The sequence below is a fragment of the Kitasatospora sp. NPDC001539 genome, assembly GCF_040298565.1.
Taxonomy (GTDB): domain Bacteria; phylum Actinomycetota; class Actinomycetes; order Streptomycetales; family Streptomycetaceae; genus Kitasatospora.
Map to the genome: position 1 here is coordinate 1 of NZ_JBEPAK010000190.1, position 13832 is coordinate 13832.

The 13832-nt window shown below is 74.6% G+C and carries 14 protein-coding genes; 7 read left to right on the top strand and 7 right to left on the bottom strand.

What is annotated here, in order from left to right; all coding sequences use genetic code 11:
- Positions 1–1479 (top strand): MFS transporter (locus ABT247_RS24830; RefSeq protein ID WP_350745969.1); only part of this gene is annotated, 1479 nt, incomplete at its 5' end.
- Positions 1480–1605: 126 nt separating this feature from the next.
- A complete protein-coding gene (locus ABT247_RS24835) occupies positions 1606–1953 on the top strand; it encodes a hypothetical protein (protein ID WP_350745972.1) in 348 nt (115 codons plus the stop codon).
- A gap of 309 nt (positions 1954–2262) precedes the next feature.
- Here ABT247_RS24835 and ABT247_RS24840 read toward each other — a convergent pair whose 3' ends face one another.
- Both ABT247_RS24840 and ABT247_RS24845 read right to left on the bottom strand, forming a co-directional pair.
- The gene (locus ABT247_RS24840) at positions 2263–3354 is read right to left on the bottom strand and encodes a PP2C family protein-serine/threonine phosphatase (protein WP_350745975.1); all 1092 of its coding nucleotides are present in this window, start codon (positions 3352–3354) and stop codon (positions 2263–2265) included.
- Positions 3355–3638: 284 nt separating this feature from the next.
- Positions 3639–4856, bottom strand: coding sequence for a cytochrome P450 (locus ABT247_RS24845; RefSeq protein WP_350745978.1), 1218 nt, complete (start codon positions 4854–4856; stop codon positions 3639–3641).
- Positions 4857–5204: 348 nt separating this feature from the next.
- On the opposite strand from ABT247_RS24845, the gene ABT247_RS24850 reads away from it, so the two are divergent.
- Complete coding sequence (locus ABT247_RS24850; protein ID WP_350745979.1) at positions 5205–5561, top strand: arsenate reductase family protein; 357 nt, start codon at positions 5205–5207, stop codon at positions 5559–5561.
- Positions 5562–5587: 26 nt separating this feature from the next.
- On the opposite strand, the gene ABT247_RS24855 is transcribed toward ABT247_RS24850, so the two are convergent.
- Entirely contained in the window at positions 5588–6058 is a 471-nt protein-coding gene (locus ABT247_RS24855; protein ID WP_350745981.1) for a pyridoxamine 5'-phosphate oxidase family protein, read from the bottom strand.
- Between the two features lie 178 nt (positions 6059–6236).
- Here ABT247_RS24855 and ABT247_RS24860 point away from each other — a divergent pair, with 178 nt between their 5' ends.
- The 3 genes from ABT247_RS24860 (at position 6237) to ABT247_RS24870 (ending at position 8154) form a co-directional block, all read left to right on the top strand.
- Positions 6237–6785 (top strand): DUF1697 domain-containing protein, encoded by a 549-nt coding sequence (locus tag ABT247_RS24860; protein WP_350745983.1) that lies wholly within the window; start codon positions 6237–6239, stop codon positions 6783–6785.
- 173 nt (positions 6786–6958) lie between these two features.
- Positions 6959–7504, top strand: coding sequence for an FHA domain-containing protein (locus ABT247_RS24865; RefSeq protein ID WP_350745985.1), 546 nt, complete (start codon positions 6959–6961; stop codon positions 7502–7504).
- A 56-nt stretch (positions 7505–7560) separates the two neighbouring features.
- Positions 7561–8154 carry a DUF6891 domain-containing protein gene (locus ABT247_RS24870; RefSeq protein WP_350745986.1) on the top strand — a complete coding sequence of 198 codons (594 nt, stop codon included), beginning with the start codon at positions 7561–7563 and terminating at the stop codon, positions 8152–8154.
- Positions 8155–8363: 209 nt separating this feature from the next.
- Here ABT247_RS24870 and ABT247_RS24875 read toward each other — a convergent pair whose 3' ends face one another.
- Both ABT247_RS24875 and ABT247_RS24880 read right to left on the bottom strand, forming a co-directional pair.
- Positions 8364–9221, bottom strand: a complete 858-nt coding sequence (locus ABT247_RS24875) for a hemerythrin domain-containing protein (RefSeq protein WP_350745988.1) — start codon at positions 9219–9221, stop codon at positions 8364–8366.
- Between the two features lie 172 nt (positions 9222–9393).
- Positions 9394–10449 carry an alpha/beta hydrolase gene (locus ABT247_RS24880; RefSeq protein WP_350745990.1) on the bottom strand — a complete coding sequence of 352 codons (1056 nt, stop codon included), beginning with the start codon at positions 10447–10449 and terminating at the stop codon, positions 9394–9396.
- A gap of 470 nt (positions 10450–10919) precedes the next feature.
- Here ABT247_RS24880 and ABT247_RS24885 point away from each other — a divergent pair, with 470 nt between their 5' ends.
- Entirely contained in the window at positions 10920–11714 is a 795-nt protein-coding gene (locus ABT247_RS24885) for an SDR family oxidoreductase (RefSeq protein ID WP_350745992.1), read from the top strand.
- A gap of 11 nt (positions 11715–11725) precedes the next feature.
- Here ABT247_RS24885 and ABT247_RS24890 read toward each other — a convergent pair whose 3' ends face one another.
- The gene (locus ABT247_RS24890) at positions 11726–11947 is read right to left on the bottom strand and encodes a hypothetical protein (protein WP_350745993.1); all 222 of its coding nucleotides are present in this window, start codon (positions 11945–11947) and stop codon (positions 11726–11728) included.
- A gap of 112 nt (positions 11948–12059) precedes the next feature.
- On the bottom strand, positions 12060–13832 hold a 1773-nt coding region (locus ABT247_RS24895; RefSeq protein ID WP_350745995.1), incomplete at its 5' end, for a carbohydrate-binding module family 20 domain-containing protein.

A 13832-nucleotide genomic window follows, 5' to 3' on the forward strand; every position in this document is an offset into this window, starting at 1 on the left:
CCGGCCGCGAGCCCAGAATCCTGGTGCCGCTCCGGGAAGGCCCGGGACGGAGCCCTCGAGAACCGACGGACCATCACGACACCTGGGGGCGACAACACGGTGCTCAACGTCGCGGTGCCCACCCTGGGACGGGCCCTGGACGCCGACACCGCCGACATCCAGTGGATCGTCAACGCCTACTCGCTCGTCCAGGCCGGACTGCTGCTGCCCGCCGGCGCCGCCGCCGACCGCTACGGGCGCAGGCGGCTGCTGATCATCGGGCTGCTGGTCTTCGGCGGCGGCTCGCTGGTCGCCGGACTGGCGGGCTCCACCGCGCAGTTGACCGCCGCCCGGGCCGTGATGGGCGTGGGCGGCGCCTTCCTGCTCACCACCACGCTCGCCGTGGTGGTACAGGTCTTCGACGCGTCGGAGCGGGCCAGGGCGATCGGCGCCTGGGCCGTGGTCAACGCGCTCGGCTTCGCGATCGGGCCGCTGGTCGGCGGCACGCTGCTGACGCACTTCCACTGGGGCGCGCTCTTCCTGGTCAACCTGCCGGTGGTGCTGGTCGCACTGGTCGGCGCCCGCCTGCTGGTGCCCGAGTCCAGGGAACCCGGCGGAGGCCGCCCCGACCTGGCCGGGGCGCTGCTCTCCACCGCCGGAGTCACCGCCCTGGTGTACGCCGTGACGGCCGGGCCGGACCACGGCTGGGCCTCGGCCGGGGTGCTGGCGCCCGCCGCCTGCGGCCTGGCGGTCCTGGCGGCCTTCGTCCGCTGGGAGCACCGTGCCCCGGCCCCGATGCTGGATCCGGCCTTCTTCCGCGACCGCCGGTTCGCCGGTGCCGTCACCGGGGTGCTGCTGATCACCTTCGGCAGCGCGGGCGGGCTCTTCCTGCTCTCCCAGCAACTGCAGTTCGTCCGGGGCTGGTCGGCGCTGGAGACCGGGCTGCGGATGGCGCCCTTCGCGCTGGCGGTGGTCGTGCTCAACCTGACCGGGGTGGCGGCCCGCCTGCTGGCCCGGCTGGGCCGGCCGGCGGGCATCGCCCTCGGGATGGGCATGCTCGCGGGCGGGTTCGCGCTCGCGGCCCTCGCACCGACCGGCGGCTACGGCCGACTGCTCGCCGGACTGCTGCTGATGGGCGCGGGCTGTGCGCTGGCCAACCCGGCCATCGTGGAGGCCGTGCTCTCCTCGCTGCCGCCGCAGCGGGCCGGGGCGGGCGCCGGGATCGACGGCGCCATGGCGGAGGTCGGGGCGAGCCTCGGAGTCGCCGCGCTCGGCGCGGTGCTGAGCGCCCGCTTCGGTGCCGGGCTGCCGCCCGCCCTGACCGGAGCCGGCTCCCTGACCGAGGCGCTGGCCGCCGCCCGCTCCCCGGCGGAGGCCGCCGCGGCCGTCACGGCCTTCGGTGACGCCGCCCGGACCGCCCAACTCACCGGCGCGGCGGCCGTCCTGGTCGGTGGCCTGGCCACCGCCTGGCTGCTCGGCCGCGCCGAGCGGCGGCACTGACGGCTCGACGGCGGTGTCCCCTGCGCCCCCGCCGGGCACGGCCGTCGCGCTCCTGGCTGCCGATACCGCGTCGGCACGGCGCGGACGCCCGGGAAATCCGGTTGCCGGGGCGGGTCGGACGGGGGGATGGAGCAGCGGAGCGGGCGGGTGACGCCGACGGGGTACGTGTCGGTGGACGTGGAGGCGGACGGGCCGATTCCGGGGCCGTTCTCGATGGTGAGCTTCGGGGCGGTGGTGGCCGGATGGCACGACGGGGCCGGGTTCCGGCGGGCTGAGCCGGGCGCGGCGGCGGCGTTCCACCGGGAGCTGCGGCCGATCGCCGAGGAGTACGACCCGAGGGCGCCGGCGGTGTCGGGGCCGGCGCGGGCCGCGCTGGAGGCGGGCGGCGCCGCCCCCAGGTCGCGCTGCGGGAGTTCCGGCAGTGGGTGGAGCAGCTGCGGACCGGCCCCGAAGGGCTGCGGTACCGGCCGGTGATGGTGGCCTACCCGGCCGTGTTACGACTGGCAGTTCCTGTACCGGTACCTGATGCGGTTCACCGGGGCCGGCCCGTTCGGGCACTCCGGGTGCCTGGACCTGAAGACGCTGTACGCGGCGCGGGCCGGGGTGCCATTCGCCGGCATCGGGAAGCGGTCGATGCCGGCGGAGCTGCTGCCGGACCTCCCCCACACCCTGGACGACGCCCGGGAGCAGGCGGTGCTGTTCGCGAACCTGTGGGAGTGGGCGGGCCCATGCGGGGTGAGGGCCCACGCGGGGGTCCTGCGCGGGGTGAGGGCCTACTCGGGCCTACTCGGGGGTGAGGGCCAGCACGGCGAGGTCGTCGGCGAGCAGGCCGGCGTACTGGGGGACGTCCTGGGCCAGGAACGAGACCACCCGGTCGGGCGCGGTGGTGCCCAGGCCAGCCAGGCGCGGCGCCAGCGGGTAGAAGACGCCGGCGGCGTCGCGGGCCTCGCTGACGCCGTCGGTGTAGAGCAGGACGGTGTGGCCCCGGGGCAGGGCGACGGTGGTCGGCTTGGCCGGTTCGTCCTCGGGACCGAGCTGGCCGAGGCCGAGCGGCAGTTCCTCGGCACAGGCGACCGGCGCGATGGTGCCCCCGGAGAGCAGCAGCGGGGTGGTGTGGCCGCGGTTGACGATCTCCACGCAGTCGGCGCCCGGCCGGTACTGGAGCAGGACGGCGGTGGCGAAGAGCTCGTCGTCGCCGCCGTCCGCCGCGTCCCGCAGGACGGCGCGGTCCAGCTGGTCGGCGAGCTCGACCAGGCCCGGGGTGTCGTGCGCCGCCGCCCGGAACGCCCCGAGCACGTCGGCCACCGTACGGACCGCGCCGAGGCCCTTGCCGCGGACGTCGCCGAGCAGCACCCGGACGCCGAAGCGGGTGTCGCACACCTCGTACAGGTCCCCGCCGACCAGCACCTCGGCCTGGGCCGGGCGGTAGAGCCCGGCCACCCGCAGGCCGCCGACCCGCTCGGGCACCGGCCGGAGCACGGTGCGCTGGAGGGTCTCGGCGACCGTACGGGCCTGGAGCAGGCTGTGCGACTGCCGGGTGCGCTGCCAGGACAGGGCCGTGCCCATCACTCCGGAGAGCAGGGTGGCGATGTAGACCCAGACGTGGTGCTGCTCGTCGATGTGGCCGGCGCGCAGGGCCAGCAGGATCTGCAACCCGAGCGAGCCGGCGGTGGCGGCCCCGGTCAGCACCGGCCCGTAGCTGAAGGCGGCCACCACCGGCAGGGCGGTCAGCAGGAAGCCGGCGGCCACCGCGTCCGGGACGACTGCCTCGGCGATCAGGTCCAGGACGAGCAGCAGGACCGGCAGCCAGGGCACCCAGCGCGGCACCCGGGGCTTCACGGCCACGGGCTGCGGCGGGCGGGGTGCTGCTGGCACGGCGGGGGCCTCCTGGCTGGCCGGTCCGGGATGGTCCGGACCGGACCGGGATGAGGGGTCCGGAACGACCGGTCCGGATCAGCCGGCCCGGATCGGCCGGCGGGAGGCCGGGAGCGGAACGACTGAACCCGGACGGACCGAACCGGCCGGACCGGACCGGGACGACGGGACCGGAATGACCCGGTTCGTCCCTCCATGCTCCCCCACTCGGACGCGATCCGGGAGACCGCCCGTACGCGGGCGGTCAGCCGGGGTCGGCCGAGGCCGACCGCGCCCGACGGGGCTCAGCGCAGGGTCACCGGCAGGGTCTCGAAACCGCGCAGCACCAGGCGGTCCCGACGGGTCGCAGCCCCGCCCCGGGCGAGCCGGGGGAAGCGGTCGAGCAGCGCGGGCACCGCGATCTCGCCCTCCAGCCGGGCCAGCTGGGAGCCCAGGCAGAAGTGCTGGCCGCCGCCGAAGCTGAGCGGCTGGCTGTCGGTGCGGGTCGGGTCGAACACCTCGGGCCGGACGTAGCGGGACGGATCGTGGTTGGCGGCGCCGATCAGCAGCGTCAGCCCGCTGCCCGGTGGGAGGGGCACGCCCTCGACGGCCAGTCCCGGCTCCAGCGCGACCCGGCCGGTGGCCTGGACCGGGGAGTCGAAGCGCAGCACCTCGTCGGTGAAGCCGGCCGGGGTGACCGCGCCGCTGCGCAGCGCGGCCGCCACCTCGGGATGGCGGAACAGCAGGGCGAGGCCGTTGCCCAGCAGGTTGGTGGTGGTCTCGAAGCCGGCCACCAGCAGCAGCACCAGGTTGGCCAGCAGCTCCTCGGCGGAGAGCCGCCCGCCGTCCTCGGCGGCGATCCGGGCCAGGTCGCTGACCAGGTCGTCCTGCGGGCGGGCCAGCCGCTCGGCGGCCAGCTCGGTGAAGTACCCGGACAGCTCGTCGGCGGCCCGGTCCGCGGCGTCCAGCTCGTCGAGGTCCTGGATGATCTCCAGCGCGACGGTCAGGTCGGAGGCGAGGTCGCGGAAGCGGTAGCGGTCCCGGTCGGGGACGCCGAGCAGCTCGCAGATCACCCCGACCGGCAGCCGGAAGGCGAAGGCGTCCATGAAGTCGACCGGCGAGCCGTCCGCGCCCTGCTCGGCCATGCCGTCCAGCAGCCGGTCCACCGCCGCCTCGACGGCCGGTCGCAGCGCGGCGACCCGGCGGGCGGTGAAGACGGAGGCGATCAGCGAGCGGACCCGGGGCTGGTCGGGCGCGTTGCGCTGGAGGATCGAGCGGCCGAACAGGGCCAGCGAGGAGTGCGAGGCGAACTCCGGGGCCACCCCGGCCATCATGTCGGCGGTCGCGACGCCGAAGGCGGGGGTGCGCAGCACCTTGTTGACCGCCGCGTAGCCGCTCACCACGTACATCCCGTCCCCCGCCGGGACGACCGGGCCCAGCTCGTGCGCCCTCGCGTACAGCGGGTACGGGTCCGTCCTGACCTCCGGGGTCATCAGCTGCTCGATGATCGCCGCGCCGTCCATCCGGTGCTCCCCTCCGATGACGATGGTTCCTGGTCCGTGAACCACCGGCGGGCGCGGCGGAGTTCCCGTACGGGTAGCCGGGCTGCCCGCGCTCGCTCGGCCGGCGGGCACGGGAGGGCTCGGTCGGCCGGCGGTCCGGCGGGCGTGCGAGGTGCGGCCAGCGGGCCGGCGGGCGTGCGAGGTGCGGCCAGCGGGCCGGCGGGCGTGCGAGGTGCGGCCAGCGGGCCGGCGGGCGGGCGTGCGAGGTGCGGCCGGCGGTCCGGCGGGCGTGCGAGGTGCGGCCGGCGGCCCGGGCGTGCGGGGTCCGACGGGCCGGCGGGCACGGGAAGGCTCGCTAGGCTGGCGGGCATGGAGATCTGGATCAACCCGCGCTGCAGCAAGTGCCGGACGGCGCTGAGCGAGCTGGACGCCGCCGGAGTGGAGTACACCGTGCGGCGCTACCTGGAGGACCCGCCGACGGTGGCCGAGCTGGAGGAGGTCCTGGAGCGCCTCGGCCTCGAGCCGTGGGACATCACCCGCACCGACGAGCAGATCGCCAAGGACCTGGGGATGAAGGAGTGGCCCCGGGAGGCCGCCGAGCGGGGGCGCTGGATCGCGGCGATGGCCGAGCATCCGGTGCTGATCCAGCGTCCGATCATCACCGCGGACGACGGGCACGCCGTCGTGGCCCGCACCCCCGAGGCGCTCGGGTCCGTCCTGCCGTAGGCACCGGGAGCAGCCGTCCGGTCCGGTCAGTGGAGCCGGGTGGTCTCCACCGGCCGACCGGGGTGCCAGTTGTCGACCAGCAGGTGGTCGCCCTCCACCCGGGTGTGCACCACCTGGTGGAGGTCCAGCCGGAACAGGTGGAACGGGGTCGGCGGCGGCTCGGGCAGCTCGGCCGAGAAGGCGGCGATCTCGTCCTCGTCGGTGACCTCCACCGCCCGGCCGGAGAGCTTGGAGTCCCCGCCCGCCATGGTCTCGTCACCCGGGTGCGAGTGCAGCGCGAACCGGGCGTCGCGCTGCAGGTCACGGGCCTTGACCGCGTGGTGCATCGACCCGAGCCAGGCGTCGGCGCCGACGAAGTCGACCTCCGTCCCGCTCACCCTGGGTGAACCGTCCTTGCGCAGCGTCGCCAGGACGTGGTGCTTGTTCGCCTCGAACCGGGCCCGGACCAGGGCCGCGAGTTCCGGTGCTTCGTCCTCGAAATCCTGCCAGCTAGCCATGGCGCCAGTCTGGCAGCCGGCACCGACAACCGACACCGATGACCGCCGGGTGCGGGGAGACGGCACCGGTCGGCGGGGCGGCGGACGGTGGACGGTGGACGGCGCCGAGTGGGGACGCCCGGTGGCCGGCGGCCGGTGGGGGGCGCCCGGTGTCGGCGGCCGGTGCCACACTGGCGGGGTGACCACCACGACCACGTACATCGCGTTCCTGCGGGCCGTCAACGTCGGCGGCCGGACGGTGCGGATGGAGCGGCTTCGGGCGCTCTTCGCCGAGTTGGGGCTGGGGAACGTCCGTTCCTACATCCAGAGCGGCAACGTCTTCTTCGACACCGACGAACCGGACCGCGCCGCGCTGACCCGGCGCATCGAGCAGCACCTGGAGCAGGCGCTCGGCTACCCGGTGCCGGTGCTGCTGCGGACGGTCGACGAGGTGGCCGCCCTGCTGGCGGCCGAGCCGTTCCGCGGTGTCGAGGTGACGCCGGACGTCCGCCTCGTGATCGCCTTCCTCACCGAACCGCTGCCGGCCGACTTCCCCCTCCCCCGCCGCTCGCCGAAGGGCGACGTCGAGGTGATCGGCGCCGACCCCGGGGCCGCGTACGTCGTGATCCACCTCCAGAACGGCAAGTGGGTCACCAAGGACATGTTCGGCAAGGCCTACCGGGGCTCGGCCACCTCCCGCTTCCTGCACACCACGGAGAAGATCCTGGCGGCCGCCCGCAAGGCCTGACCGGCCTTGCCTCCCTGGAGGGCTGACGGCCCGTCGGGGCCCCGCGGGCGGCGGGCGCGCGGGAACCGCGCCCCCGCTCCGGGCGTCTGGAGTGCAGTGACGACGTACGAATCCGCGCGCCGGGGGCCGGTGCGATCTGGACAGTCGGAACCGGCCGGTCCGACAATCGCGCCATGACGCTGCCTGAACTCCCGGCCGGCCTGGCCCGGCCCTCCGACGCCGAGCGGGAAGCGGCGCTCGGGGTGCTGCGGGAGGGCGCGGGCAGCGGCCGGCTGTCGCACGACACCTTCCTCGGCCGGATGGAGGTCGTCCTCCGGGCGACCAGCCGGAGCGAGTTGGACGCGGCGGTCGCCGGCCTGCCCACCGGCGGCCCGGTGGAACGCTTCGTGCTGCGGGCGGTCGGCCGGGTGTCCGCCTTCGGCGACCGCCTGAACCGCGCCTGGCGCACCGAGCGGCTGCCCGGGCTGACCCTCCCGCTGGCCGGGGCCGGACGGTTGACGATCGGGCGGCTCCCCGGCTCGGGGCTGCGGCTGCACGACCCGTCGGTCTCCCGCCACCACGCGGAGCTGCGGTACGAGAACGGCGGCTGGGTGCTGTACGACCTGGGTTCGACCAACGGCACCCATGTGAACGGTCGGCGGATCGCGGGCGGGGTGCCGGTCCGGCCGGGCGACCAGGTGCGGTTCGGCAACCTGGAGTTCCGGCTCTCCGCGGACTGAGGCGCACCGGCGGGGGCCGGGAGCGGATTGTCAGTGGCGGGTGCGAGGATCCGGGCATGACCAAGGAGACGGCGCTCAGCCCCGATGTGCTGCTCGAAGCCCGGGAGCGGGCTCGCGAGTTGATCCGGTGCGGCTTCCAGGAGCCGGACGAGATAGCCGAGTCCCTGGTCGAGGTCCTCGACGACCAGGGGCTGACCCAGGAGGAGGCGGAGCGGATCGTCGCTCCGCTGTGGGCCGAGCGGCTGGCCGAGCAGGCCGGGTGGCCGCGGATCACGGACGTGGACCGGCTGGTGGAGGCCTTCGACGCCCTGGAGGAGCAGGGCGTCGTCACGGCCATGGACTTCACGTGCTGCGCTGGTTGCGGCTACGCGGAGATCGGCGGGGAGGCCGGCGAGGACTCGTACGGTTTCGTGTTCTTCCATCAGCAGGACACCGAGGCGGCGGCGGCCGGGCGGGGGTTGATGCTGCGGTACGGCGGCTTCCGCGCCGGGGAGGAGCCGGCCGAGGTGTCGGAGCGGCGGACGGTGGAGGTCGGTCGGGCCGTGGTGGCCGCCCTGGAGGCGGTCGGGCTCGCGGTGGAGTGGGACGGCTCGCCGCACACCGCGATCCTGGTCGCTCCGCTGGAGTGGCTCAACCGCCTGCCCGAGTAAGCGCCGCCGTGGACGCGGGAAGGGGCGCGGGAAGGGGCGCCGGGAGCGGCACCGCGTGCACCCGCCGAGGAGGCGCGGACGGTGCGGCGCGGGGGGACGGTACCCGTGCGGCGCCGGGGAAGGATCCGGTGGACGCGCTGTGCGGGCTCAGGGACGCCCTCGGCCCGCGCCACGCGCGTAGACGGACGGCCCGCGAAAAGGCCCCCGGGTCAGTCGCGGATTCCCGCCGGCCCGCCGCCGAGGCCCTCTCCGAAGATGCTCAGGTTCCTGCGGGGCGCCGCCCCGCGGTCGACCGCCTCGCCGTCCAGGTCCCCCGAGGCTCCCCAGAGCGGCGCCGTGCAGCGCTGGTAGGTCGCCTGCCAGTGCGGCCAGTTGCGGGCCACGTCGTCGTCGCACTCGGCCAGCAGCCGCTCGACCACCGCCGGCTCCACGCCGTCCAGCAGCCAGGCCAGCGCGTCCGCCGCGCCCGGGCCCTCCGCCGAGCGCAGCACGTCGAGCAGCTCGGCCAGGCCGCCGAGGCGGGAGTTGCCGGTGACGACCCGCTCCATCCGGGGCAGCAACTGCCGCTCCTCGATCCGCAGATGGGTCTCCAGCCGGGCCGCCAGGTCCTCCATCGCGTACGCGACCGGCCAGGCGCTGCCGGTGTCCCGGCTGGCGATCCGGACCAGCGTGGTGACCCGGGTGAAGGAGTGGTCGAGGTTGTGGTGGTCGGCCTCCAGCCAGTTGAGCAGCAGCCGCAGCTCGGGCGCGAAGCGCCGCACGATCGGCCAGATCCGGGTGTCCTGCTGCTCGTGGTGACAGGTGAGCATCGCGGTCATGAAGGTCCAGTGCCGCAGCAGCGCCTCGCCCTTGTGGTCCTCGTCTGGCTGGAGCAGCCGCAGGGCGTTGGGCAGTCGGGCGAGGTCGCGGCGCAGTGCGGCGTGCACCAGCCGGAGTCCGGCGAACCGGACGGTGGCCGGGTCCTCGTCCGCGGTCCGCCCGTACGCGTCCGTCCCCCGGGAGTCGGCGGCGGGTCCCGCCTGCGCGGGCACGGAGGAGGCGGGCGGGGGGAGCAGACGGATCGGCATGGCACTCTCTTCACGACGTGGCAGGACGGCTGGCGCGGCCCGCGGAGGCCGCCCCAGCCAAGGTGCTCACAGTCGATCAGAAGCGAATCAATGTCCGATTGACGCGCAGGTCACGGGCCTGCGAGGGCCCTGCGCACGAGCCGGAGCCCCCGCCCGCCCACGGCGGCTCCGATCAGTCCGAGGCGGGGCCCGCGAGGTTCTTGGTGAGCCACTGCAGGGTGTCCGGGATCATCTTCTTGAAGTCCGAGGTGAGGTGCTTGCCGCCCGGCTGCTCGTAGTACTCGAGGGACACCGGCGGCACGGCCTTGGCGACCCAGCTCTTGACGACGTCCTTCTCGTAGCCGTTGGCGCCGCCCGCCGTGACGTACATCTTCACGTCGGCCTTGCCCTGGGTGACCAGCACGCTGGGGTTGTTCGCCTGCTTCTCGGCGTCGTGGCCCTTCCACAGGCCGGAGTCGGGGATGAAGTAGCCGTCGATCGGCACCGCCGCCTTGTAGACATCGGGGTGCTGCAGGGCGAGCTTGGCGCTGCAGAAGCCGCCGGTGGAGGCGCCCATCACGCCCCAGCCGTCGCGGCCCTTCAGGGTGCGGAAGTTGGCGCGCACCCAGTCCGGGATGTCCTCGGCCATCCAGGTGCCCATCTTGGGCTGGCCGGGGATGTCGGAACAGTCCAGCGCGTTCTTCTCGTCGCTGTTGAAGTTCTGCACCGGCATGATCATGATGAACGGGTGGGCCTTGCCGTCCTTGACCAGCCGCGCGTCCTCCTCCTGGATCGGCAGCTGGTTGTCGGTCCAGGTGTTGTAGCCGTTGCTCTGGCCGCCGGCGAAGAGGGTGAGCACCGGGAAGCCGGTCCTGGCGTACTTGGGGTCGTTGTACTCGGGCGGCAGCCAGACCCAGACCTGGCCGGTGACACCGGACTTGGCGCCGGTCACCTTGGTGGTCATGATCGGGCCGGCCGCGGTGTCCCGGGCCTTGTTCAGGGTCGCGGCCGGGCCGGTCGGCATCAGCACCTTCCCGTTGCCGGGCGTGGGCTGCTCGGCGGAGGGCGCGGCGGAGGCGGTGCCGGCGGTGGTCGGGCCGCCCGCGGAGCCGGTCGAGGCCGGGCTGCCGTCCGCGGAGACGTTCCCCTTCCCGCCGCCGGAACTCCCGCAGGCCGCGAGCGAGGCGGCCAGGGCGAGGACGGCGGCGCCGGTCAGGACGGCACGGGAACGGGACGACTGCCTAAGCACGGTGAGGACTCTCCGACCGATGTCACGCCCGGTCCGTCTGACCGGGCGGCGGCCCCCCGGTGGGGCCGGACAGGCCCGGGGGCGCGTCGCTGGTGCGGTCCCCGGGGCGGTGGGCGCACCGACCCTGCCGGAGGCGCACCTTCCTGCGATCTTATGACGTGGGCCGGGGTGGCCCGGTTGCGAGGTCGCCACCGGAAATCCAATGTTTGTTCGTGATCAGGTAAAGGCCTTCACCGCTCCCGTCGCTCGGCGGGGGCCGGTCGGCGGGGGCCGGGTCGGGGGGCCCCGCCGGGCCGGTCGGAAGGCTCCCTCCCCCGGGGCCCGGTCGGCGGGGGCCACATCCGCCGGACGGTCGGCCCGCCCGCGTTTTGGGCGCTTCGACCAGTGACGGCGGCCCGCGGATCCGCAACGATCTCCTCGGCACGTCCGGAGGGTGACCGCACCCGCCCCCGTCCATCGAGGAGAACGCCATGACCCGAGAGACCGCAGTCCCGCCTGGTGCCGGCGCCCCGGGAGCCACCGGCACCACCGGCGTCGCCGTCGTCACCGGGGCCGGCAGCGGGGTCGGCCGGGCCGTCGCGGTCGAGCTGGCCGCGGCCGGCTGGCGGGTCGTGCTGGCCGGGCGCCGGGCCGAGCCGCTGCGGGAGACCGCCGCGCTGTGCGCCGCCCCGGCCGACGCGGTGCCGACGGACGTCACCGACCCGGCGGCGGTGGACGCCCTGTTCGCGGCGGCGGCCGGGCGCCACGGCCGGGTCGACCTGCTCTTCAACAACGCCGGCACCTTCGGCCCGGCCGTGCCGGTGGACGAGTTGGCGGTCGAGGACTGGCGTGCGGTGGTCGACCTCAACCTGACCGGGGCCTTCCTCTGCGCCCGGGCCGCGTTCCGGCAGATGCGCGCCCAGGACCCGCAGGGCGGCCGGATCATCAACAACGGCTCGATCTCCGCGCACGTCCCGCGCCCGTACTCGATCGCCTACACCGCGACCAAGCACGCCGTGACCGGGCTGACCAAGTCGCTCTCCCTGGACGGCCGGCCGTACCGGATCGCCTGCGGGCAGATCGACATCGGCAACGCGGCGACCGACATGACGGCCGCGATGAGCGCGGGCGTGCGGCAGGCGGACGGGCGGATCGCGGCGGAGCCGACCATGGACGTCGCCGACGTGGCGCGCACCGTGCGGCACATGGCCGCGCTGCCGCTGGAGGCCAACGTGCAGTTCGCCACCGTCATGGCGACGGCGATGCCCTACATCGGGCGGGGCTGAGGGCAGGGCCGCTACTCGTCGTGCGAGTAGCGGTAGCGCAGCGCCCCGCCCTGCTCGTCCAGCCGGTAGACGCTGGTGGTCGGCCAGTACTCGCCGTCCTCGGCGGCGGGCAGTTCGGCGCGGAGCACCATCCGCAGCGCGGGTGGCGGGGCGTCGGCGTGGACGCGCTTGCGGTGGCCGTCCCAGCGGCCGCCGCACAGTTCGAGGTCCAGGACGAGGGGGGTGGCTCTCATCCCGCGATGGTGGCAGCGCGCCCCCCGCACGGGGGGTTTGAAGCGGCGCCGCCACTCCCACGAGGGACCCCCGTCAGCCTGGGGCTGACGGGGGTCCCGTGCGGTCCCGGGCCTACGGGCGCCAGGTGTCGTTCAGCGTGACGGTCCCCGAGGAGGGCGCCGTCGCCGTCCGGTTGGCTCCGGATTCCCAGGTCACCGCGCCGCTCGCGTCCTTGCGGACGTACTTGTACTGGAACGCGGTGCCGCCGGGCAGCGAGAGCGCGAGCGACCAGACCGGGTAACCGGCCGAGGAGAGCGGCAGCGCCTTGGCCGGGTCCCAGCCGCCGAGGGCGGGGACGTCGCCGACCACGTAGACGTTCTGCCCGTACGCGGTGGTCGCGTTGACGTTGAACGAGGCGCCGGAGACGCTCGCCCCGGGCTGGACGTACAGCGCGACCGCGTCGCCCGCGCCGACCGTCGCGGTGAACTGCCCGTTGGCACCGACCTGGTAGGTCGGGCCGGTGCAGCCGCCGCCCGGCTGGGGGTCGCCGTGCTGGACGTCGCAGTACGTGCCGGCCGGCAGCCCGGTCTGGAAGGTCTGGGTGATCGCGCCGCTCTCGTGGTTGATCGCGACGTAGCCCCGGTCGCCGCGGCCGAAGGCGATCGCGTTGTTGCCGTTGGACCACCAGTCGGTCACCCCGGTGCCCGCGACGGCGTTGCGGAAGCCGACCATGTTGGCGATCTGCCGCCAGGCGTGGGTGCAGTTCCAGCCGTCCTGGTAGCAGGCGTTCACGGTGCCGCCGTTCGGCGGGCCGTCGTCCTTGTTGCTGAAGCCGTAGCCGGAGTAGACGTTCGGCGCACCGTAGGTGGAGGCCAGCAGGAAGACGTTGGCGAGCGTGTAGGTGTTGCCGTAGGTGTAGTTGAGGGTGGAGCCGTTGCGCTCGGTGTCCCAGTTGTCGACGAAGCTGCGCGCCTGGCTGCTCGGCAGGTAGCCCCAGGAGGCGCCCCAGTTGCTGAGGGCGGCCAGCTTGTCGCTGGTGAAGACGCGCTTGAGGTCGGTGCCGACCCGGAACTCGTCGACGTCGCCGGTGCCGGTGTACTCGGAGGGCTGGATCGGCTCCCCGGCGCCGTAGATGACCTCCTGCACCCAGTAGGCGTTGGGGTTGGCCATCTTGGCCTTGATCGCGGCGAGGTCGCCGGCGGCGATGTGCTTGGCCGCGTCGATCCGGTAGCCGTCGACGCCGAGCGAGGCCAGGTCGTCCAGGTAGTGCGCGATGGTGGTCTGGACGTGGGCGCTGCCGGTGTCCAGGTCGGCCAGGTTCACCAACTCGCAGGTCTGCACGTTGGTGCGGTCCTGGTAGTTCGTGATCGGCTGGCGGCAGCCGTGGAAGTCCTGGTCCTGGTAGGTGCCGGGGTAGTCGTACTTGCTGTAGACGGTGCCTCCGGTGCCCGTTCCGGAGCCGGCCGACATGTGGTTGACCACCGCGTCGGCGATCACCTTGACCCCGGCCGCGTGGCAGGTGTCGACCATGTTCTTGAAGGAGGTGCGGTCGCCGAGCCGCCCGGCGATCCGGTAGCCGACCGGCTGGTAGGAGGTCCACCACTGCGGGCCCTGGATGTGCTCCTGGGGCGGCGAGACCTCGACGAAGCCGTAGCCCTTCGGGCCGAGGGTGGAGGTGCAGGCCTGGGCGACCGAGTCGAAGCGCCACTCGAAGAGGGTGGCGGTGACGTCCTTGCCGTTGTTCGCGGGCGGGGCGGCCTGGGCGGCGGGGGCGCCGAGTGCGGTGGCGAGCGAGAGCGCGAGCGCCGCCGAGGCGGCGAGCGCACCGGCCGCGCGGGCGGGCCGGCCGGTCCGCGCGGCCGGGGGCCGGGGGGGGGGTGGGGGGGGGGGTTGCCCCGCGGTGGC

Bases quoted from the DNA above. Each gene is read 5' to 3' on its own strand.
- ABT247_RS24835 (WP_350745972.1), top strand. From the start codon at position 1,606: ATGGAGCAGCGGAGCGGGCGGGTGACGCCGACGGGGTACGTGTCGGTG.
- ABT247_RS24845 (WP_350745978.1), bottom strand. From the start codon at position 4,856: ATGGACGGCGCGGCGATCATCGAGCAGCTGATGACCCCGGAGGTCAGG.
- ABT247_RS24850 (WP_350745979.1), top strand. From the start codon at position 5,205: ATGGAGATCTGGATCAACCCGCGCTGCAGCAAGTGCCGGACGGCGCTG.
- ABT247_RS24855 (WP_350745981.1), bottom strand. From the start codon at position 6,058: ATGGCTAGCTGGCAGGATTTCGAGGACGAAGCACCGGAACTCGCGGCC.
- ABT247_RS24865 (WP_350745985.1), top strand. From the start codon at position 6,959: ATGACGCTGCCTGAACTCCCGGCCGGCCTGGCCCGGCCCTCCGACGCC.
- ABT247_RS24870 (WP_350745986.1), top strand. From the start codon at position 7,561: ATGACCAAGGAGACGGCGCTCAGCCCCGATGTGCTGCTCGAAGCCCGG.
- ABT247_RS24875 (WP_350745988.1), bottom strand. From the start codon at position 9,221: ATGCCGATCCGTCTGCTCCCCCCGCCCGCCTCCTCCGTGCCCGCGCAG.
- ABT247_RS24885 (WP_350745992.1), top strand. From the start codon at position 10,920: ATGACCCGAGAGACCGCAGTCCCGCCTGGTGCCGGCGCCCCGGGAGCC.
- ABT247_RS24890 (WP_350745993.1), bottom strand. From the start codon at position 11,947: ATGAGAGCCACCCCCCTCGTCCTGGACCTCGAACTGTGCGGCGGCCGC.